This is a genomic window from Buttiauxella sp. WJP83 (genome assembly GCF_027594725.1).
GTDB lineage: Bacteria > Pseudomonadota > Gammaproteobacteria > Enterobacterales > Enterobacteriaceae > Buttiauxella > Buttiauxella selenatireducens.
In genome coordinates this window covers 3,394,551-3,415,812 of the sequence record NZ_CP110080.1, presented here as the reverse complement: position 1 = coordinate 3,415,812, position 21,262 = coordinate 3,394,551, and the positions used below count along the sequence as shown (strand labels likewise).

The following is a 21,262-nucleotide window of genomic DNA, read 5'->3' as shown; positions in this document are numbered from 1 at the left end:
TCATCTGCCTTACAAGGAATCGATTGCCAACTTCCCACGGCGGTACATGCTGTTGCGAATCAACACCACCAACAATGCGGTGACAATCGCACCCACGGCGATACCTGCGATATAACCGCCCAGATTGGTCACCAGCGGCCATGCCCAAATGGCGGATTCAGGGAACCACTGCACGGCACCCAACGCGACCGCGGTAGTGGAACCGGCAATGGCACCGACCATGTACGCGGGCAGCGTCGCCAGCGGGTTTTCCAGCAAAAACGGAATCGCCCCTTCGCTGATACCCATGAAGGCCAGGAACATAGCGGTTTTGCCTTGTGGATAAAGCTGCGGGCTAAACAGACGTTTGCCGGTAAGACGCTTATCAATCAATGTGGCAAGCCCGAGGCCAATGGGTGGTACCACAATCGCCACAGCACGGGAGGTAATCGGCAGCACGTGATCGGTGGTAAAACCGAGGGCCACAAAACCGGCGGCTTTGTTGATAGGCCCACCGAGATCGATGGCGGTAGCAGCGGATAAACCAATGGCATACATCAATGAACCGGCACTTCCCGCCGCCAGCAACACATGGCGCATACCGGCGTTGATCCAACCGCCAATGGGCGTGATCACGTAGTACATCGCTAACATCACAAACAACGCGGAAAGGATAGGGATCAGGAAGGTGCTTTTAAATGCCAGTAAATATTGTGGCAGATTGATTTTGGTATTCAGCCATTTCACCAGATACCCGGCGGCAATGGCGATAATCAGAGCGCCGATAAATGTTGAGGGAACCGGCTTAGACGCTACCCACTGCAAAGTGGCGTTATCGAAACTGAGTAACAGTGTTGGCTGGGTGGACACTAACCCGCCGATGAAACCCGCCGGGAAGGCCAGTTTTCCACCGATGGAGTTAGCGACGAATGCCGCAAACATCGGGATCGCGAAGCTAAATAACAGCCCGCCAAACGATTCGGTGAGGTAGGCAAATTTGAGTACTGAAAGATCAAAACCGCTAAATTTGCCGCTATTGAGCGCGTCCATGATGCCGGTGTCGGGCGGGATTTCGAGCCAAACGTAGGCGATAAGTTGTGAGATGGCGAGGATAACCCCACCCATAATCAGCGTCGGCACCATGCGTGAAATGCCGGACATGACATGTTGCGGTAACTCCCCCCAGAAACTTGAACGGCTGGAAGGAGCAGGATTTAGTGCCAGGGTATCACCTTGTGGTGTGGAGGCGATGGTCGCACTCCGTTTTTTAATTGCCATCTCATAACCCCATTGATTTGATTATTATTGTTGTTCTGCTGCAATCATCTCTTCGATATCACGCAACGTTCCTGCTGCGTTTTTAATCGCGTCCTGTAGCGTAATTTCATATACATCACGGCTGTCAAAACGTTCGTTGTCTTCAGGGGTGATGGCGATGGCATGGATGATGATGTCTGCCTGCGCGATGTCTTGTGCGGTCAGGCGATTCTGGATACCGTCAGCGCCCTGGGTTTCAATTTTTACTTCATAGCCTGCCTCGGTTGCGGCATCTTCCAGAGCCTGAGCTGCCATGAAGGTGTGTGCCAGTCCCATCGGGCATGCGCACAGTGCAATCAGTTTTTTCTTCGCCATGATTTTTCTCCTCAATGATTTTCGTGCTGCGATTATGGCGGTTAAAATTTCAACTTGATTACCAGACAAATAATGCAATAGCTGGATAAATAATCCATGAATGACAAAGTGTGATTGAAGTCTGCTTATCGTGAAAACGTATGACGAAGGAATAATGAGAGTTGAATACTTAAAATATTAGCAGTGCTAAATTTATTGTTAACTTATTGATTTGTGAGCTTGAATGGATAAGTGAATGGGCTGTCTGGAGTAAAGTTTTGTCCGGAAACATACTTAATATAACTCGCAAGGATGTGCTGACATGAAATTCAAGACTATCCCTTCGCTGCTTTTTGCAGTCGCCACCCTTTTCAGCGCCGTAAACCCAGCCAATGCCAGCTCAAGCAAAGACGAAATCAAACAGCAAATTATTGACGCTTCTATTGAGTCATATCCCGGTAATTGCCCATGTCCCTATAACAGTATGCGTAATGGTCGGCAATGCGGCGGCCGCAGCGCATGGAGTAAAGAAGGTGGCTATGCACCGATTTGCTATAAAAAAGAGGTCACAGACGAGATGGTTGAGGAGTGGCAGGCTAGTCATGCTTCATGAATAGGATGTGGTTCTGGCAGAAGGCGGCTTGCCTGGCCGCCTCACGAAAAACTTCTAATTAGTAACCAACAGCATCCAGGCGGAATTGCTTCGCGCAGTTGCCGGGATTTTTTTGTGCCGCAAATGCACTTTCGTTCAGTGGGCCGTTAATTTTTGCTGCATCCAGTGAGATTTGCATCTCAGTCAGATAGGCCGGATTGCCGTTACAGGTCAGTTTTACGGCCTTCACCGCCTCGGTTCCCCAGCTTTTTTCCAGCGCTTTATTGAACGCTTTTCTCGTCACGACACTACCGTAGTTTTCTGCGAGGAAGGTTCCGAAAGCGCTTTGTTTGAATTCACTGTTCAGGCGCACCATGGTGCCGAAATAAGCATTTGGGTTAAAGCCGAAACAGGCTCCATGTTTGGCATATTCATAACGTTCGAGGCACGATTTTCCACCCGCACCAGGCATGACGCCGGCGAGTTGAGTGGCGATGTCGGAGGATAATTCAGGAGCGGGTGCCTGGCACTTTTGTGAGCCGCGAACTTCCGCCATGTTGGGCACTGGGCGGGTTGAGCAGCCGTAACGCATCCAGCGTTTTTCATCCACACCGCGCGAGGCGACGGATTTCGGTAATCCCGGCCACAGCCCATGCACGGTCAAAAATGCACGTTTATCATTTTGTTCTTGCTGAGTTTTGCATTCCGCAGGTTCGTTACGATTGCGCTCATGCATACTCTGACAAAACCCGGTTTGCCATGACAGCGCCAGGACATAACGGTCGAAATCGCCATATTGTTTAGGTTGCAGATCTTCAGCCATGGCGTGGAAACTGGTGGCGCACGCGAGGGTCAGTAGCGTGGTTTGGCAGATAAATTTCATGCCTTACTCATTCTGTTAGATGATGATTCCTTATTTAAACATAAAAAAAGCGCCTCGCGAGGCGCTTGTATTCAGCATTTCTATCAATCAACTCCACAGCGCCAGAATCGGCCAGCCAACACACAGCAGCATGGTGATAAAAATCACGCCGAAAATTGCACCCAGCCGCCAGTAGTCTTTCGATTTGACGTAGCCGCAGCCATAAATAATGACCCCAGGGCCCGTTGCGTAAGGTGTCAGGCAGCCCATGATCCCGATGGAAAGAACCAGCAGAATGCACAGGTGTTCCATCGGCACGCCCGGAATCCCTTTCCCTACTGCCAGGATGACGGGAAGCATGGTGGCGGTGTGCGCGGACAGGCTGGCAAACAGGTAGTGCGCGAAGTAGAACACCAGTACCAGCACGATTACCGTGGTGTTCGGCGAGAAACCTTCCAGATGGGTGCTCATGGTATTGGCGAACCAGTCGATGAAACCGGAGCGGGTCAGACCGCTTGCCATCACAACCAGCGTGGCGAGGTTAACTAATGTGTTCCATGCGCTGTTGTATTTGGTGATGTCTTTCCAGGGCACGACGTGCAGCGCCAGCATCAGGGAGACCGCCAGCAGGCCAACCGCAGTCGCATCAATCATTTCACCGCCAAAAACCCACAGCCCAAGACTCAGCAGGACCAGACAAATCAGCGTTATCTCTTTGCGTGTGAGGCTGCCCATCTCTTGCAGCGCGTCTTTTGCCCAGCCTGAAACTTCTTCACTGTGCGTGACCTCGGGTTTGTAGAGGACGTAAGAGAGCCACGGCGCCACGATAAGCAAAATAATTCCGACTGGCAGGAAGCTCAGGAACCATTGCATCCAGCTAATCTGAATACCCGCAATCTTGCTGACAAACTCCAGCCCCAATACGTTGGGCGCGGCTCCGGTGATAAACATCGACGAGCTAAGGCTGGTACTGATCACCATCATCCACATCAGGTAACCGCCGATACGCTTGGATGAGGGATCGTTAGGGAATGACTGGAACAGCGGCGGCAGGTTTTTGATTACCGGGAACACGGTGCCGCCGGTACGCGCGGTATTAGACGGCGTAAACGGGGCGAGCAGAATATCAATGATGACAATCGCGTAGCCCAGTGTCAGCGTGCGTTTACCCATGAATTTCACCATGAATAACGCGATACGGCGGCCAAGCCCAGTGACTTCATATCCCAGCGCAAAGATAAACGCGCCGAACACTAGCCAGACGGTGGTACTGGAGAAGCCCGCAAGCCCCCATTTCAGCGCTTGTTTTCCTGAGTCGAAAGCCGGATCGGCTAACTCTTTTGCGTCGAACAGCAGATAATCGCTGCCGATAACGCAGATAGTCACCGCGATAAAACTGATGGCGGTGGCAGGAATCGGCTCGAGGATCATCCCGACGATCATCGCGACAAATACCGCAAAATAGTGCCATGCCTGCGGTGGCATGCCGTCAGGGACTGGGATGAGCAGCATCACTGCCATCACCAGCAACGGGGCCAGCAATTTCCATATTTTATCTTTTGAAACAGACATAACTGATTCTCCAGTAAGACATTTTATGATTAATAATTAAGGTGTGTAGGGCGAGATTTGGGCTAAAAACCAGGTAATGATCAGCAGGTCGGCGCTGCCTCCAGGACTTAAATTGCGCGTTATGCAGGCGGCGTCGAAATCGTACAAATGATGTAAGTCTTCAGGCTGCTGGATACCGCCGTTGCGTAGCAGCATGTGGGCATACTGTTGCATCCAGCTCAGGCCAGCGATGCCTCCGCGTGAAGCAACGTTGGTATCGCCGTTGTGCGCCATCAAGACCAGCAGCGTGTCGAGCAAGGCCAGTTCAGGAGCGGTTCCTTGGGCCAGTTTCGAGTGGTAATGCGGTAGTGCACGCGTTAATACCAACGGATATCCCGCTTCGGCTTCTCCACGAGCCCCAGCAAGTCCGGCTTGTCGGAAAAGCCGTTGTCCGGCGGTCTCTTGAAGGTTGTTTTGCTGAAGCTCCCGGCGGGTTATCCCATGGCAAAAGGCCGCAACGGTTTCGCAAATCGCCGCAGGGGACGTGGCACGCTGCTGCTGATGTAAACGGCCTATTGCGGCACACAGTAATCCGAGAGAAAAAATGCTGCCTTTGTGTGTGTTGACGCCTGCCGTTGCGCGAAACATAGCGGTTTCACACTCGATGCCGATGGGGCGCAAATTTTTCAGGGTTTCGCATTCAGGGCGTGATGCCATCGCCGCACCCATTTGAATAAAGCGCGGTAAAAATGGGCGAGTCGCACTGGCGCTGCGGTAAAAATCCTCCAGCGCCATATCTTTATGCGCACCGCAGTTATGCCGGTCGACCAGGCCGGGCTTGGGCGTTAAATTCACTTCAACCAGTAACGCGCGGAACGCGAGTTCGCTGTAATGAGCGACGATTTCTTCCGGAATCCCGGCGCAATCAACGTGAGGCTGAGCTATCTGCATCATGCAGTAATGCCTCCATTTGATTGAGCAACTCTGCCTGCGAGTGCGCGCGTTCCCTTGCGCATACCGCCGCGGTTTGCGGGCACACTAAGCAGCGGCGTGCGGGAAGCGAAAAATCACTGCGCGACAGGATCTTCCCTTGTGGCGTGAGGATATCGATATCCCACAGGCGGCCCAGCACATGCTGTTGTTCAAGTTCAATGGCTGCCTGCTTGACCAGATTCGCCGGCGCGTTGATGGCCAGTAACGCTTCCGGTCCCGTTGTGGGTGATAAGCAGCTCTGTCTTTTGATTTCCCAGCCAGAATCTTCCGCGAGTTGCCGTATTGCCCTTAGCGCGTAATTAAAAATGCGCCGGGTCAGCACGCTGTCTTTTACCGGGCCAGGTGCCACTACCGTCAGGGAGATAAGCGTCATGGCGTACTGCGCCAGCCACTCCTGTTGCCGGGATTGCCTAGCATCACGGGAGGCCAGCAACTCCGGCAAATTTACGACGGCGTGAGTGGCGTTGGAGATATACATCGGCATGATTCACTCCTTCACCTGACGAACGACATCAATGACCGACCCATCGCGGTAACGCACCACTGCGACCACGCGATCGGTAAACTCGATGGCGTTTGGCTTACCGGTTAACACTTCCGCACGTTCACGCAACCCTTCGATGGAGACAATTTTCATCCCCGCTTCTTTGAGCCGTTCAGCCAATTCAGGGCGTGCAGGATTGACGGCAATACCATGATCGGTTACCAAAATATCCACGCTTGAACCAGGTGTGACGCAGGTTGTCACCTCATCAACCAACGTAGGAATACGGCCGCGCACCAGTGGTGCAACGATGATTGAAAGTGCTGCGGCGACAGCGGTATCGCAATGCCCGCCAGAGGCTCCGCGCAACACGCCATCAGAACCGGTGAGTACGTTGACGTTGAATTGCGTGTCGACTTCCAGCGCGCTCAGTACCACCACGTCAAGACGGTCGACAGAAGCACCTTTTGAACCCCAGTTGGCGTACTGGTTGGCACTGATTTCAATGTGATTGGGATTGCGAGCCAGCGACTGCGCTGCGCTGCGGTCAAAGCTCTGCACATCGAGTAGTTTTTTGATGAGCCCTTTTTCATGCAAATCGACAATCGTTGCGGTGATACCGCCGAGGGCAAAACCTGCCTGAATATTGCGGCTGCGCATTTTGTCTTCCAGAAAACGCGTCACCGCAAGTGAAGCACCGCCGGTGCCGGTTTGCAGGGAGAACCCTTGTTTGAAGTAACCTGAGTTAACGACGACATCGGCGGCACTACGGGCGATTAATAACTCGCGGGGATTTGATGTCATGCGTGTGGCATCGGCTCCGATTTTATCGGCATCGCCAACCTGTTCAACTTGCACAATGAAATCGACCTGATCTTGCATGATGCTGGCCGGATTATGCGGATAGGGCAGCAATGCTTCAGTCAGCAATACCACCTGGCGGGCGTTTTCCGCATCGACTTTGGCGTAACCCAGCGAACCGCAGCAGGCTTTGCCCGTGTAGCCATTGGCATTGCCAAATTCATCACAAGACGGCACACCAAGGAAGGCAACGTCAATTTTTAGCTCACCACTGTTAACCAGATGAACGCGTCCGCCATGTGAGTGGATTTGCACCGGTTCCGGCAACAAGCCGCGGGAGATCTCTTCGGCCAGCGGGCCGCGTAAGCCGGAGGTATAGATGCGCGTGACGACGTTATTACGAATGTGTTCGACTAATGGGGCGTGGCAGTCGCTCAGTGAACTCGACGCCAGCGTCAGATTTTTGAAACCCATACTGGCGATGGTTGCCATGACAGTATTGAGCGTCAGATCGCCTCCACGAAAAGCATGGTGGAAAGAGATGGTCATGCCGTCGTGTAAGCCGGAACGACGAATCGCTTCCTCAAGCGAAGTACATAATTTTTTATTACGTGGCTTTTGCGCCTGTAAATTCAGTTTTGAGGTATTTTTATAAGCGGGTAGTTCGCTTTCCGAGCGTTGGGCCCAGGCGGCAATGCGTTGCTGTTTCTGCGTCATTTTTTAGCCTTATTCTTCACGAATGCCGGAAAGTGCGGCGCGGGACAACACCAGACGAGCACGTTCGATAACCGGGCTGTCGACCATTTTTCCGTTCAGAGAGACCACACCGCGACCTTCTCGTGCAGACGCCTCGGCGGCTTCGACAACCGCGTTTGCATGGTCAACTTCTTTTTGAGTCGGGGCGTAGAGGTTGTGCAACAGCTCAATCTGGCGGGGGTTGATAAGCGATTTGCCATCAAAGCCAAGCTGTTTGATGTGCGCCGTTTCGTGCAGGAAACCGGCTTCGTTATTGGCGTCGGAATAGACGGTGTCGAAGGCCTGAATGCCCGCGGAACGCGCAGCTTGCAGGATGGAACAACGGGCGAATAGCAGCTCAGTACCTTCAGGAGAACGCTCAGTGCGCAGGTTGCGGACGTAGTCTTCCGCGCCCAACGCGATACCGATTAAGCGCGATGATGAATGCGCAATGGCAACCGCTTGAGTAATCCCCATTGGTGATTCGATTGCCGCCAGTAACCCGGTACACCCCCGTTCGCGGCCACATTCGGCTTCAATTCGCGCGATTTCGCTTTCGATGTCGATAACGTCTTGTGCGGTGTCTGTTTTTGGCAGACGTACAATGTTCGCCCCACCGCGTACCACCGCTTCCAAATCGGCCACGCCATATTCAGAATCGAGCGGATTTACGCGCACGATGGTTTCCACGTCCTGATATAGCGGATGTTGTAGGGCGTGGTAAACCAGGCGACGCGCCGCATCTTTTTCCCGCAGGATGACCGAGTCTTCCAGGTCGAACATCAGCGCATCGGCCTGATAAATAAAGGCGTTACTCACCATTGCTGCGTTGGCACCCGGAACAAATAGCATGCTGCGACGAGTCCGGTTTTTTTGTTCAGGCGTCATGCTTTCTCCTCCCATGGCAGGGCGTTTACATCACTTGCCCGCACCAACAGGGTTTCCAGGCGGGCGCGGAGAATACAGTCCAATGCACCTTTGTCATCCAGAATCAACTGAACGCCCTGAATATGATGGCGATGGAGGATTTCCAGCACGGTGGCGCGAATGGCTTCGCCAAACTGTTTTTCAACGTTACTGCTGATTTGCAGGTCTATTTCCTGATTCTCTAGCGGGGCGATGCGGATCATCACATCGCCTGATTCCAGGGTGCCGGCGACGGCTGCATGCGTAATTTTCATTTTTCACCTGTTAATGTGGATTCAAGTTGCCCGTTAACGGAGTGGGCAGGGCGAGCGACGAACATGCTTTCCAGGTAGTCGCGCGTCACTTCGGGAACAAGTTTTTCGATCGACGAAAAGTCTTTTTTCACCAGCAGCTTGCGTACCCAGGAGGCGGAAATCGCCATGCCGTGATATTGCAGGCGCTCAATTTCAACTAGCTCAATGGGGGGAACAGGCAGTGAGGGAGTTTGCAGCCAGTGGCGCATATCTTCGTTGTATGCGGCGGTGACAGCGCACCAGGGTTCCGTACCGACAAAGCGGTGTGTTATCCCTAAAGCGGGAGCCAGAAACTGGCGGAAAATCTTCAGGTCTATTTCGGTGTGGCAGTGGTTGAGCACGCCTTGTTCTTTGATGAAATAACAAGGAAACGTCGCACGCGAAATGATGTACTCAGATCCGCGATGAACGGTGAGTCTTTTAATATCAGCGGTGCCGGTACGAACCAGTGCGAGGCGGTCTTCATAAGGGAAACGTGAGGTGTCTTCTTTCACCAAAAAAACATGCAACCAATCACATTGCTCCGCTGCTTTTTGGATTAAATAGCGATGCCCGTGAGTAAATGGGTTGGCGTTCATTACGATGCAGCCGATTTTATCGCCAGCCTGGCGCAATGTGGTGAGATAGCTGGCGTAGCGTTGCAGACGTGTCGCGCTATTTTCCATCAACACCATCATGCCGGGCACGCTGGTGATGGTATAAAAACCGCACTGCTTAAAGAGCGCTTCGTTCTGCGTTTTGGTGTAAATGAACAGGTGAGGGCATTGCCGCTCATAGGCGAGGTTAATTAATTCTGTGGCAAGGGTGAGAGCGATACCTTCACCGCGTACGGTTTCATCGACGGCCACACATTTAATGATATTCCCTGCAATTCCTCCGCAAGCGATAAGCCGATCATTTTGGGATACGGTAATAAACACGTCTACTGTTGTATCGATGCTCAGATCGTTATCACGCAGAAAGCGTGTAATAGCGGCCATTTTTATATTATCGGCACGTTTAACCTGGGCGAATACGATATTACCAAACATGAATTCTGGTTTCCTGATACTGGGAAGGCTTGTTGAAAACAATTGTGGTTATTTGTTGCAACTTATAACGTTTTATTTTCAATTGAGCTTTTCGGCTTTTTTAGTACAACAAGGGAGATCGTAAGGGGTATTTGTTGAGAAGGTTTTGAGCTATTTCACAAAGGGTTACGTGACTTAAATAGACTTAATGGTTTTTATTTGTTTAATTAGTTTCTTTGCGATTTGTGACGTGGTTTTTATTTGTTTAATTGATTTAATGTTCTGAATCTGTGACGATCGATTTTATTTTTCTGAACTGTTTTAGATACAAATTTATTACATTTGGCTAAGTCCGCTGTATTGATTTCGACGCTTAAATAAGGAAAGGGTTAGCGTAATGCGGTTTTTTCATCAGATAGCCTTTCCATTAAGAATTTTCTTGCTGCTCCTGTTGGTGTCGACGCTATTGATTGCCGCTTTAGGTAAGTATTTGTCCGCCAGTTTTGAAGATTATCTGTTTAATCACGTTCGTGATATGGCCATGAATCAGGCGCGGATCATCGCGTCAAATGACAGCCTTATTACCGCGGTTAAAAATAGAGACAGCCAGCGTCTGGCCGCGATCGTCGGTAAAATCTCTACCGGTTCAGATTTTGATTATGTGGTAATCGGCGATAGCCATTCCATCCGCCTTTATCACCCAAATCCGGCAAAAATTGGCTATCCCATGCAATGGACAAAACCCGGCGCTCTGGAAAGAGGGGAAAGCTACTTTATTACTGGAGAAGGCTCCATTGGTATGGCGATGCGGGCAAAAACCCCGGTTTTTGACGAAAGCGGAAAAGTGATTGGCGTGGTATCGCTAGGTTATTTGGTGAGCCGGATTGAAAGCTGGCGCCTGGATTTCCTGCTGCCGCTGGCTGGTGTGTTCGTGGTTATCCTGATTATTCTGATGCTGCTGTCCTGGATTTTTGCTTCCCATATTCGCAGGCAGATGCTGGGCATGGAGCCTCGCCAAATTGCGCGTGTGGTTCGTCAACAAGAGGCGTTGTTCGGCTCGGTCTATGAAGGGCTGATTGCAGTAGATAGCGCGGGTTTCATCACTGCAATTAATCGTAACGCGCGTAAAATGCTTGGCTTGCGTTCCCCTGGCAGGCAGTGGTTGGGGAAACCTATTGCTGAAGTTGTGCATCCGGCAGGATTTTTTACCGAGAAGATCGACGAAGCACGTCAGGATGTGATGTGTACATTTAACGGATTGAGTGTGATTGCCAATCGAGGTGTCATTCATTCCGGGCATGCATCCCCAGCGGGTGCGATTGTGAGCTTCCGCAGTAAAGATGAAATCAGCACATTGAATGCGCAGCTTACGCAGATTAAACAATATGTTGAGAGCCTGCGGACGTTGCGCCATGAACATCTGAACTGGATGTCGACGCTCAGCGGGCTGTTGCAAATGAAGGAATATGACCGTGCGCTGGAAATGGTAAAGGGAGAATCTCAGGCGCAACAGGCACTCATCGACACTTTGCGTGGCTCGTTTAATGACCGGCATGTTGCGGGGCTGCTGTTTGGTAAGTCGCAGCGAGCGCATGAATTAGGACTGGAATTAAATATCGTACCAGGAAGCCGTTTACTGGCGCTTCCGGAGGGGCTGGATAGTGCTGAGTTTTCGGCGATTGTCGGCAATTTATTAGATAATGCGTTCGATGCCAGCCTGAAAAATGACCAGAAACATAAGATTGTTGACCTCTATTTAAGTGATGAAGGCACCGACGTCATTATTGAAGTCGCCGATCAAGGTTGTGGCGTGCCAGAAGCGCTACGTGAAGTTATTTTTGAACAAGGTGTCAGTACCAAAACCGATAACAAGGATGCACATGGCATTGGATTGTATCTGATTGCCAGTTATGTCACTCGCTGTGGCGGGGTAATTACCCTGGAAGACAATGAGCCCAGTGGTTCTTTATTTTCTGTTTTTATTCCGAAAGTGAAAAAGAGCAATGAACCAATCAATGACAATTCTGATTGTTGAAGATGAAACGGCGTTGGCAGAAATGCACGCGGAGTTTATTCGTCAAACGCCAGGCTGTGGGCAGGTGTGGCTGGCAGGGAATTTGGTACAAACAAGAATGATGATTGAACGGTTTAAACCGGATCTCATTTTACTGGATAACTATTTACCCGATGGAAAAGGGATCACATTGCTGCATGAACTTGTACAGAACCGCTACCCCGGCGGCGTGGTGTTTACCACGGCGGCAAGCGATATGGACACGGTTTCGGATGCTGTGCGTGGTGGCGTATTTGATTATCTGGTGAAACCTATCGCCTATGAACGCCTCCAACAAACCTTGACGCGTTACAAACAAAGAATGCAGATGCTGGCGAGCAACGCCAGCGCCAGTCAGCGACAGATTGACGAGATGTTCAACGCTTACGCGCGTGGCGAGCAAAAAGCGGTTTTGCCGGTGGGGATTGATGAACTGACGCTTGAGAAAGTGCAGTTGCTGTTTACCGATCCCGACGCGCGGCATACGGCTGAAACCGTGGCTGAGGTATTAAAACTTAGTCGTACGACGGCCAGGCGCTACCTGGAGTTTTGTGCGGGTTGCCAGCTCATCATGGCGGAAATTGTGTATGGCAAAGTGGGTCGCCCGCAACGTACATATCGGGCGACCATTTAGGTGAAAAGTGGGTTTAGCCACCCACAACTATTGCAGACGCTGGCACGAGGATCTCGGTGGCGATAATCACCACAATCAGACCAACGGCAATAGGCACTGAAGTGCGTTTAACCACTTCGAATGGTGAGATTTTTGCCATACCCGCAACCGCCACAACGACGCCGGAAACCGGAGAAATGGTACGGCCAAGGTTGGACGCTTGCAGCATAGGAATCACAAGGTACGCAGGGTTGATGCCAGAAGAGTGAGCCAGTTTCGGGATCATCTCAACAAAAGCGTAGAACGGTGCGTTACCTGAACCGGTGGTCATTGCCGCCAACATGGTTAGTACGACTAACACCAGCATCAGAATGATACTTGCGGAGCCAAACGACGTCGCAATGGAAATCAGGCTCTGGATAAAGCCGATGGTGCTCAGACCCTGAGCGAACACGCCCGCTGCTACCAACAACATCACCACGTTTGCGAAGGCATCAGCCATACCGCGGTAACAAACCTCCAGCCCGGAGAAAACACTCTGCGTATTGAAACTGCGGAAGAATTCAATAATTGCCGCAATCAGAATACAGATAACTAAAATAGTAATGATATGCAGCTGTGGACCCCATTTACCGTCGAAAATCAGCACACCAATAATTGGCGTAAACGGCAGAATGGCATAGAAAGAAGGCGCGGTAGTCTGGATTTCGCTGACATCCAGCATTTCATGGCTGATGTTCTCTTTCTTATCCAGATAGCGTTGCCAGAAGAAGTGGGCAATCGCCATCGCAATGATGGCCGCAATGGAAATTGGCACGGTGGTTTTAAAGGCAAAATCAACCAGTGGCATTTCAGCCGCTTTCGCCGCCAGCACTACGTCGCCAGAGGTTGGAGACAGGATGATTGCAGCAGGGGAGGCACAAATTGCCGCCGCAGCACCACGGCTAATACCGACGTTCACCATTACCGGGAATAACGTTGCCATCAGCAATACACCCAGACCGGTCGCAGAAGAGACTGCCAGTGACATCAGGCACGCCACGAAATACGCGGCAATCATCAGAATGTAAGGTGAGTTAATCAGTTTCAGCGGTTTTGATGCGAGCTTCACGACCATGTCGTTCGCGCCAATATGCGTCATATAAGAGGCGAAACCACACAGCATCATGATCATCATGCCGAGATCGCCGCCGCGACTCATCAGCAGGATTTTGACATATTCGACAATATCGGTTGCTGTGTAACCGGTGCTCTCAGCACTGCCTGGTAATACTTTATGGCCCATCAGGGCACTAATAATCAGTAATGTTAAGCCGCCGACGAATAATACGCCGGTGGCGGAATAGCCTTTGATGATGTAGCGAGCTACACCAACAATCACCACAATCCCAATAAGTAATTCAATCGTTGTCAGCATTAAAGCCCCCTGTTGCGTTTGGTACTCGGCATCTGTTGGCCGCACCTGAACGTAACGCCATGCCAGAAAAATAAAAAATAACGGTTATATACCCAAAATAATTCAAGTTGCTTGAAGGCGGCAAAGCAGTGAATCCCCTGGAGCTTACTCAAGTAAGTGACTGGGGTGAGCTGATGCAGCCAACGCATAAGCAGCTTGAAGTATGATGGGTATAAAGCCGTCTGCGAAAGCGGTGTCAATCTGCCTGATTCAAAGGCGACGATTTCTGATAAGCATCAAATTTAGCAAGCTTCGTGAGACTGCCATCATACTTTTGTAGGCAGTGTTGCAATTATGACATTTACTTATTGATATGCGTTATTTATTTACACAGTTGATCGTTCTATTAATAACCATTTGAAGGCTATTTAATTAAAAATATATTACGTAATTGTTAATTAATTGCCTATGTGTAAAGCCATTAAAAATCCCTTTAAAATAGAAAGGCCTGATGCTTATACTGGCGCTTCGTTTATTTGAGGCCACTATTTTGCAATCCACTTTCTGGTCGACAAGCCGTTTGCGCTTTTTCAGAAAGCATCTTTTGATGCTGCTGATGGCGTTCGGCTGGCTGTTTGTCAACAGCCAGGTCGCAGTGGCATCGCATGACTGCCCGGTAAACATCAGTTTGCAGGCACTTTCCATTCAGCATAGCGATCATATGCTGATGAACAGCACACGAGATTTGGCGAAAACGAAAGGAATGTTGTGTGAGAAACACTGTATTCCTGATGTGATGCAAAAGGATAACGGCCACACTTCTTTGGCTGCTTTGCCGACGGCAAATACTCTGGCTTTAGTGGTCCCTGAATGTAATGAAACGGTATCGTCCGTTGCCTTAATAACACCGCCTGCAACCGGCCCTCCCGCCACGATTCGGTTTTGTCGTTTTAGAGAATAACTCCAGCACTGTCCTGGTTTATGCCTTTTTGATTTAGGGCATATCGGCGTTTCGCCATCCTTTGACTTAAGTTCTGGAGATTTTTATGTCTATTTTTTCTGCTCGTTCTTTTTCAGCCTTCGTGCTGTCCGTATTTACTTTCATCACAGTGGCTCATGCCGCGTCGACTGATATGTCTCATGACATGGCTATGCCCATGGAAAATCACATGGCGGCTGAAATTTATCATGGCCAGGGTGTGGTGAAGAAAACCACTGCCAACTCCATTTCAATTGCCCACAAACCTATCGTTGCCCTCAACTGGCCCGCTATGACGATGACATTCAGCCTGCCTGAAAGTGGATCATCGCCCGTGGTTAAAGCCGGTGATGCGGTGGATTTCACTTTCAGCCAACAGGCTGAAGGCTACCAACTCTCCTCCGTTACCCCGACTAAGTAACTGAGGCCAATATGAGAAAACATTCCCTGAGCTTATGGCTCGGTGGGGTGCTGTTTGCTGTGTCTGGCGTTGCCGCGAATGCGGCAGAGTTCAGCCTGCAACAGACCCTGGCCGCTGCTGAGCACTATTCAGCCGAACTTTCCGCCAACCGCAATCAGAGCAATGCGCTGAGCGCCATGGCCGATTCTGCACGCGAGCTACCCGATCCTAAATTGAAATTTGGTATTGAAAACGTCCCGATTGAGGGCAACAACAGCCATCGATTCACCCGTGAAGGCATGACCATGCAACGTATTGGCATCATGCAGGATTATGTCAGCGAGGAAAAACGCGACCGTAAAGCTGAAACTATTCTGGCGCAATCAGCCAGTAGTGCGGCGAAAGCGGAAGTGATTCGAGCAGAGTTGCTTAGAACCACCGCGCAGGCCTGGTTGGATCTGGCGTTGTCAGAAAAAGTACTGGCGACGGCGAAGAAACTGGTGGCCGAAACCGAACGCCAGGTCGGTGTGCAAAAGGCAACGGTGGCTAGCGGCAGCACTCCCGCATCAAGCGTGGTGGATATCCGCATGACGCTTTTAGACATGCAGGACAAAGTGACACTCGCGCAGCGCGATGTTGTTCTGGCGCAGACGCGTTTGCTGCGACTGACCGGTGAAAATATTGACGCGATCAGCGGTAATTTGCCGCGCTATCAACGTTTGCCTGCTGACCCTGCGGTACTGGAACAAGGTGTTAGCCAGCATCCGGAAGTGATTGAGGCAGCGCGTGAGGCGGATGTTGCCAAAGCACGTTCGGCGCAATCAGCAGTGGCGGCGAAACCGAATGTCGGCGTTGAGGTGTATTACGCGCATCGCGGGGATGATTACGATGACATGGCGGGTGTGATGTTTACCGTGGACATGCCGCTGTTCAAATCACAGCGCCAGGACAAAGACCTGGCGGCGGATATGTCCCGTTCAATGGAAGCCAACGACCAACTCGCCATCGCGAATCGGGAACGCGTTGCGCTGGTTCGCACGCTGGTGGCGCAGTATCAGGCTGCGCAAACGCTCTGGTTGCGCCAACAGGACGAGATTTTACCTCTGCAGCGCCAGCGTCTTTCACTGATTGAAGCACAATATCGTTCCGGACAGTCGACCCTCTCCGACTTACTCAATGCCCGCCGCACGCTGCTGGATACCGAGTTGAACGCGCATAACGCTGAAAAAACCGTGGCTGAAACCTGGGCCGCTATACGCTACCTGACGCCACAGGAAAACAACCCATCATGAAAACCATCACGCAAATTTCTTTGTTAGCCCTTGCGGTCGCCGCAGCCCTTGGCGTGGGATATTACGCGGGTAAACAGAGCACCATCACTACAACGCCGACAGCTCAGTCGGAACGAAAAGTTCTCTATTGGTATGACCCGATGACACCAGGCCAGCGTTTCGACAAGCCGGGTAAATCCCCGTTTATGGATATGGATCTTGTCCCTCGTTATGCCGATGAAACCACCGAAGATGGCGGGGTGACGGTCAGCGCTCGGCAGCAGCAAAATCTGGGGATAAAAACGGCTACGGTGCAGAGAAAAGCGCTTAATTATCAATTTGACGCTTTTGCTACCGTCTCAACGGATGAACGTAGCGTGCAGATTATTCCCGCCAGTGCCAGCGGCGTGGTGGAGAAGCTGTTTGTTAATGCGCCCCAGCAATTTGTCAAAGCGGGGGAGCCGCTGGCACAACTCTGGATCCCTGAATGGACGGCGGCGCAGCAAGAATATCTCGCCGTGCGTCGTTTGGGAGACAGTGCATTAACCACCGCTGCACGTGAACGGCTACAACTCCAGTTCATGCCCGCTGAAATCATTCGCCAGGTTGAGCGCAGTGGTAAACCTCAAACGCGCGTGACAATACGCGCCAAACAGGCCGGCTACATCAACAAACTGGAGACGCGTGAAGGTGCGCAGGTCGTGGCAACCGCGCCATTGTTTGAAATTGCCAGCCTTGAGAAAGTCTGGATTGTTATTGATTACCCGCAATCTCAGGCGCAAGTGCTGCAGCCAGGAAGTGAGATTGTGGCATCGAGTGATAACTGGCCAGGTGAGGCTTTCCTCGGACGCGTCAGTGAATTGTTGCCCAATATGGAAACCACTACCCGAACCCTGAAAGCCCGTGTCGTGCTGGAAAACCCGCAAATGAAACTCAAGCCGGGGATGTACCTCAAGGTGAAACTGGCGAACCCGCTCAATTTGCCACCCGTACTGGCTATTCCGGAAGAAGCGCTAATTGAAACCGGGAGTGCCAGCCGGGTATTAGTCACTGAGGATGACGGGCATTTTAACCCTGTCAATGTCGTGGTCGGTGGGGCTCAAAACGGGTGGGTGGAGATTAAACAAGGATTAAAAGAGGGCGATAAAGTCGTTACCTCCGGCCAGTTCCTGATTGATTCTGAAGCCAGCCTACGCAGCGCATTACCGCCGGAAAAAGCCGTTACTGCTCCGGCTCCTGAATACCAGGGCGAAGCGGTGGTGAAAGAGATGACCGCCGATGCTGTCACCCTTGCGCATAAGCCGATTCCGGCGCTGAAATGGGGGGCGATGACCATGGACTTCGCGCTGAAATCGGCAGCCGATGCTCAGGGGGTAAAAGTCGGCGACCGTGTCATGTTCAGTTTTACCCTGGATGATGAACACGGCGCGGTGATTACTCATCTGATGCCAATGGCGGGGGCGATGAAATGATTGCCGCTGTGATTCGTTGGTCACTTAAAAATCGGCTGCTGGTTCTGCTGGCGGCAATCATGATGGCGGCCTGGGGGATTTGGTCTCTTCAGCGTGCGCCGCTGGATGCGTTGCCGGATCTTTCGGATGTACAGGTCATCATTCGTATCAACTATCCTGGTAAAGCGCCACAGGTGGTTGAAGATCAGGTCACTTACCCACTCACCACCACCATGCTTTCAGTGCCGGGGGCGAAAACCGTGCGCGGCTTTTCGATGTTCGGCGATGCCTATGTCTACATTTTGTTTGAAGATGGCACCGATCCGTATTGGGCACGTTCACGGGTTCTTGAATATTTAAGCCAGGTTCAGTCACAACTGCCAGTGGAAGCCAAAGCCTCGCTGGGGCCAGATGCGACAGGCGTAGGCTGGGTGTATGAGTACGCGCTGGTGGACAGAACGGGCAAACACAGCCTTGCGGATTTACGTGCGCTGCAAGACTGGACGCTAAAGTTTGAGCTCAAAACGGTACCGAACGTGTCGGAAGTTGCGAGTGTTGGCGGCATGGTGCGGCAGTATCAAATTGTGCTCGATCCACAACGTATGCGTGCGCTGAATATAACCCACGAGCAAGTCATCAGTGCAGTGCAGAGCGCTAACCAGGAAGGAGGCGGTTCGGTAATCGAAATGGGTGAGGCCGAATACATGGTGCGCACTGCCGGTTACCTGAAAAACCTCGATGACTTTAAGCAGGTGGTTATTGCCACACGAGAAGGTGTTCCGGTATTGCTCAGCGATGTCGCGACGATACGAATGGGGCCAGAAATTCGCCGTGGAGTCGCGGAATTTAACGGAGAAGGCGAGGTCGCTGGCGGCATTATCGTTATGCGTTATGGGAAAAATGCGCTGGATACCATTAATGCAGTGAAGGCGAAACTGCAGCAAATTCAGAAGAGCTTACCGGCCGGGGTAGAAATCGTCCCGGTCTATGACCGGTCGCACCTCATTGAAAATGCGATAGAAACGCTTTCCCATAAATTGCTGGAAGAGTTCATCGTCGTGGCCATTATCTGCGCGTTGTTCTTGTTCCATTTCCGTTCGGCGATGGTGGCGATGATCACCTTGCCTCTGGGGATTTTGGGTGCGTTTATTGTGATGCACTACCAGGGGGTGAACGCGAATATTATGTCGTTGGGCGGGATTGCGATTGCGATTGGTGCGATGGTCGACGCGGCCATTGTGATGATCGAAAACATGCACAAAGTGTTGGAACAATGGCGGCATGACAATCCAGACAAACAGCCAACGAGTGCCGACTATTGGCGCATTTCGGAACAAGCAGCCGTTGAAGTCGGGCCTGCGTTGTTCTGTAGTTTATTGATCATCACGTTGTCATTTATTCCGGTGTTTTCCCTTGAAGCGCAGGAAGGGCGGATGTTCTCACCGCTGGCATTCACCAAAACCTACGCGATGGCTGTGGCTGCGGGGCTGGGGATTACACTGGTGCCGGTTCTGATGGGCTATTTCATTCGAGGGAAAATACCTGACGAAAAAGCCAATCCTATTAACCGCTGGCTGATTGCCGCTTATGAACCGCTGTTGGATAAAGTGCTGGCGCGCCCGAAAACCACGCTGCTGATAGCCGGAGCCGTTTTACTGGCGACATTGTGGCCGTTAAGTCGCCTAGGTAGTGAGTTCATGCCACCGCTGGATGAAGGCGATTTGCTGTACATGCCTTCCACTTTGCCGGGAATTTCGGCTCGTGAAGCCGGTCGTTTATTGCAACAAACCGACCGTCTCATCAAAACGGTTCCGGAAGTGGCGACGGTGTTTGGTAAGGCAGGTCGTGCAGACACGGCAACCGACCCCGCGCCTCTAACAATGATAGAAACCACCATTCGCTTTAAACCTCGCGATCAGTGGCGACCGGGAATGACGATGGACAAGCTGGTCAGCGAGCTTGATAGCATAGTCAAAGTCCCTGGCATCGCTAATGTTTGGGTACCGCCGATTCGCAACCGTTTGGATATGCTGGCAACGGGTATCAAAAGCCCGGTCGGTATCAAAGTGAATGGCAGCAATATTGCTGATATCGAACAAGTGGCTGAGCAAATTGAACGGGTGGTGAAACAGGTTCCTGGTGTGACGTCTGCACTCGCGGAGAGGCTTGGCGGGGGGCGTTATGTGGATATTAATATCGATAGACTGAAAGCCGCGCGTTATGGTGTGTCGGTCAAAGAGTTGCAATCGCTGGTGGCATCGCTCATAGGGGGGCAAAACATTGGCGAAACAATCGAGGGGCGTGAGCGCTATTCAATCAATGTTCGTTACCCGCGAGAGATTCGCGATAACGTTCAAAAGCTGAAAAATCTGCCGGTGATCACCGCAAATGGCAGCCAGATTACGCTCTCTGAATTAGCCGATATCAGCATTACAGATGGCCCACCGATGCTGAAAAGCGAGAATGCCCGTTTATCGAATTGGGTTTATGTTGATTTGCGCGGTAGAGATTTAAAATCGGCCGTGGAAGATATGCAACGAGCGGTTAACCAACAGGTAAAATTACCGGAAAGCGTTTCATTATCGTGGTCTGGTCAATTTGAATATCTGGAACGTGCGAGCGCTAAATTAAGAATAGTCTTACCCTTCACGCTGGTAATTATATTCGTCTTACTCTACGTGACATTTTCGCGAGTGAGTGATGCACTATTAATCATGGGGACATTGCCGTTCTCATTAATAGGTGGAGTCTGGTTGCTCTATCTACTTGGATACAATTTATCCGTTGCCGGAGCGGTAGGGTTTATTGCTTTAGCAGGAGTGGCGGCTGAATTCGGCGTAATAATGGTACTTTATTTAAATCAAGCCATTGCGAGGCACAAAGCGCTCGAGCCGTTGGGAGGAAAACCAATGCTAATGCGTGCGCTTCATGAAGGTGCTGTATTGCGTGTCAGGCCAAAAGTCATGACTGTAGCGACGATTATGGCGGGTTTGTTGCCGATTATGTGGGGAGATGGTACCGGCTCAGAAGTTATGCGCCGTATCGCTGCACCAATGATTGGCGGCATGATCACGGCACCTTTGCTTTCGATGTTAGTGATTCCTGCGATGTATGTATTACTAAAAAGACATAAATAAGAGAGGCTTGCCCCAGTCATTTCTGATTATCAGAAAATAACTGGGGCATTTTTTTTGCCTTAATCATAAGCAAACGAGGGCATATTTAGGATTTTACCCGGCGCTTATTTAGGTTTGGTTAATA

At 51.2% G+C, this 21,262-nt stretch carries 19 protein-coding genes; 8 read left to right on the top strand and 11 right to left on the bottom strand.

Annotation, left to right across the window (positions count from 1 at the left end):
- Nucleotides 1-9: 9 nt before the first annotated feature.
- Both OH773_RS15870 and OH773_RS15865 read right to left on the bottom strand, forming a co-directional pair.
- Entirely contained in the window at nucleotides 10-1,257 is a 1,248-nt protein-coding gene (locus OH773_RS15870) for a PTS fructose transporter subunit IIC (protein ID WP_270139858.1), read from the bottom strand.
- A gap of 24 nt (nucleotides 1,258-1,281) precedes the next feature.
- Entirely contained in the window at nucleotides 1,282-1,611 is a 330-nt protein-coding gene (locus OH773_RS15865; RefSeq protein ID WP_270139856.1) for a PTS fructose transporter subunit IIB, read from the bottom strand.
- 301 nt (nucleotides 1,612-1,912) lie between these two features.
- Here OH773_RS15865 and OH773_RS15860 point away from each other — a divergent pair, with 301 nt between their 5' ends.
- A complete protein-coding gene (locus tag OH773_RS15860) occupies nucleotides 1,913-2,203 on the top strand; it encodes a hypothetical protein (protein ID WP_270139854.1) in 291 nt (96 codons plus the stop codon).
- 58 nt (nucleotides 2,204-2,261) lie between these two features.
- On the opposite strand, the gene rna is transcribed toward OH773_RS15860, so the two are convergent.
- The 8 genes from rna to citC form a co-directional block, all read right to left on the bottom strand.
- A complete protein-coding gene (rna, locus tag OH773_RS15855) occupies nucleotides 2,262-3,065 on the bottom strand; it encodes a ribonuclease I (protein ID WP_442865615.1) in 804 nt (267 codons plus the stop codon).
- A gap of 87 nt (nucleotides 3,066-3,152) precedes the next feature.
- Nucleotides 3,153-4,616 carry an anion permease gene (locus OH773_RS15850; RefSeq protein WP_270139852.1) on the bottom strand — a complete coding sequence of 488 codons (1,464 nt, stop codon included), beginning with the start codon at nucleotides 4,614-4,616 and terminating at the stop codon, nucleotides 3,153-3,155.
- 36 nt (nucleotides 4,617-4,652) lie between these two features.
- Nucleotides 4,653-5,549, bottom strand: a complete 897-nt coding sequence (gene citG / locus OH773_RS15845; RefSeq protein WP_442865614.1) for a triphosphoribosyl-dephospho-CoA synthase CitG — start codon at nucleotides 5,547-5,549, stop codon at nucleotides 4,653-4,655.
- Nucleotides 5,521-6,072, bottom strand: coding sequence for a citrate lyase holo-[acyl-carrier protein] synthase (gene citX, locus OH773_RS15840; RefSeq protein WP_270139850.1), 552 nt, complete (start codon nucleotides 6,070-6,072; stop codon nucleotides 5,521-5,523). Before citX ends, citG begins: the two co-directional genes overlap by 29 nt.
- Nucleotides 6,073-6,075: 3 nt before the next feature.
- Nucleotides 6,076-7,590 carry a citrate lyase subunit alpha gene (citF, locus tag OH773_RS15835; RefSeq protein ID WP_270139848.1) on the bottom strand — a complete coding sequence of 505 codons (1,515 nt, stop codon included), beginning with the start codon at nucleotides 7,588-7,590 and terminating at the stop codon, nucleotides 6,076-6,078.
- Between the two features lie 9 nt (nucleotides 7,591-7,599).
- Nucleotides 7,600-8,496, bottom strand: a complete 897-nt coding sequence (locus tag OH773_RS15830) for an aldolase/citrate lyase family protein (protein ID WP_270139846.1) — start codon at nucleotides 8,494-8,496, stop codon at nucleotides 7,600-7,602.
- Nucleotides 8,493-8,789, bottom strand: a complete 297-nt coding sequence (gene citD, locus OH773_RS15825) for a citrate lyase acyl carrier protein (RefSeq protein ID WP_270139844.1) — start codon at nucleotides 8,787-8,789, stop codon at nucleotides 8,493-8,495. Before citD ends, OH773_RS15830 begins: the two co-directional genes overlap by 4 nt.
- A complete protein-coding gene (gene citC, locus OH773_RS15820; protein WP_270139842.1) occupies nucleotides 8,786-9,859 on the bottom strand; it encodes a [citrate (pro-3S)-lyase] ligase in 1,074 nt (357 codons plus the stop codon). Before citC ends, citD begins: the two co-directional genes overlap by 4 nt.
- Nucleotides 9,860-10,235: 376 nt before the next feature.
- On the opposite strand from citC, the gene dpiB reads away from it, so the two are divergent.
- Nucleotides 10,236-11,873, top strand: a complete 1,638-nt coding sequence (gene dpiB / locus OH773_RS15815) for a sensor histidine kinase DpiB (RefSeq protein WP_270139840.1) — start codon at nucleotides 10,236-10,238, stop codon at nucleotides 11,871-11,873.
- Nucleotides 11,842-12,525, top strand: a complete 684-nt coding sequence (gene dpiA, locus OH773_RS15810) for a two-component response regulator DpiA (protein ID WP_270139838.1) — start codon at nucleotides 11,842-11,844, stop codon at nucleotides 12,523-12,525. Before dpiB ends, dpiA begins: the two co-directional genes overlap by 32 nt.
- A gap of 13 nt (nucleotides 12,526-12,538) precedes the next feature.
- Here the strand turns inward: dpiA and dcuC are convergent, their stop codons facing one another.
- Nucleotides 12,539-13,921, bottom strand: a complete 1,383-nt coding sequence (gene dcuC, locus OH773_RS15805; RefSeq protein ID WP_270139836.1) for an anaerobic C4-dicarboxylate transporter DcuC — start codon at nucleotides 13,919-13,921, stop codon at nucleotides 12,539-12,541.
- Nucleotides 13,922-14,411: 490 nt separating this feature from the next.
- Between dcuC and OH773_RS15800 the strand changes: the two genes are divergently transcribed.
- The 5 genes from OH773_RS15800 to OH773_RS15780 all read left to right on the top strand — a co-directional run bounded on the left by OH773_RS15800 (nucleotide 14,412) and on the right by OH773_RS15780 (nucleotide 21,138).
- Complete coding sequence (locus OH773_RS15800; protein WP_270139833.1) at nucleotides 14,412-14,861, top strand: DUF2946 domain-containing protein; 450 nt, start codon at nucleotides 14,412-14,414, stop codon at nucleotides 14,859-14,861.
- An 85-nt stretch (nucleotides 14,862-14,946) separates the two neighbouring features.
- Nucleotides 14,947-15,300, top strand: a complete 354-nt coding sequence (locus tag OH773_RS15795; RefSeq protein ID WP_270139831.1) for a copper-binding protein — start codon at nucleotides 14,947-14,949, stop codon at nucleotides 15,298-15,300.
- Between the two features lie 11 nt (nucleotides 15,301-15,311).
- Entirely contained in the window at nucleotides 15,312-16,571 is a 1,260-nt protein-coding gene (locus OH773_RS15790; RefSeq protein ID WP_270139829.1) for a TolC family protein, read from the top strand.
- Complete coding sequence (locus OH773_RS15785) at nucleotides 16,568-18,022, top strand: efflux RND transporter periplasmic adaptor subunit (protein ID WP_270139827.1); 1,455 nt, start codon at nucleotides 16,568-16,570, stop codon at nucleotides 18,020-18,022. Before OH773_RS15790 ends, OH773_RS15785 begins: the two co-directional genes overlap by 4 nt.
- A complete protein-coding gene (locus OH773_RS15780) occupies nucleotides 18,019-21,138 on the top strand; it encodes an efflux RND transporter permease subunit (RefSeq protein ID WP_270139825.1) in 3,120 nt (1,039 codons plus the stop codon). The genes OH773_RS15785 and OH773_RS15780 overlap by 4 nt, the downstream gene beginning before the upstream one ends.
- Nucleotides 21,139-21,262: the final 124 nt, after the last annotated feature.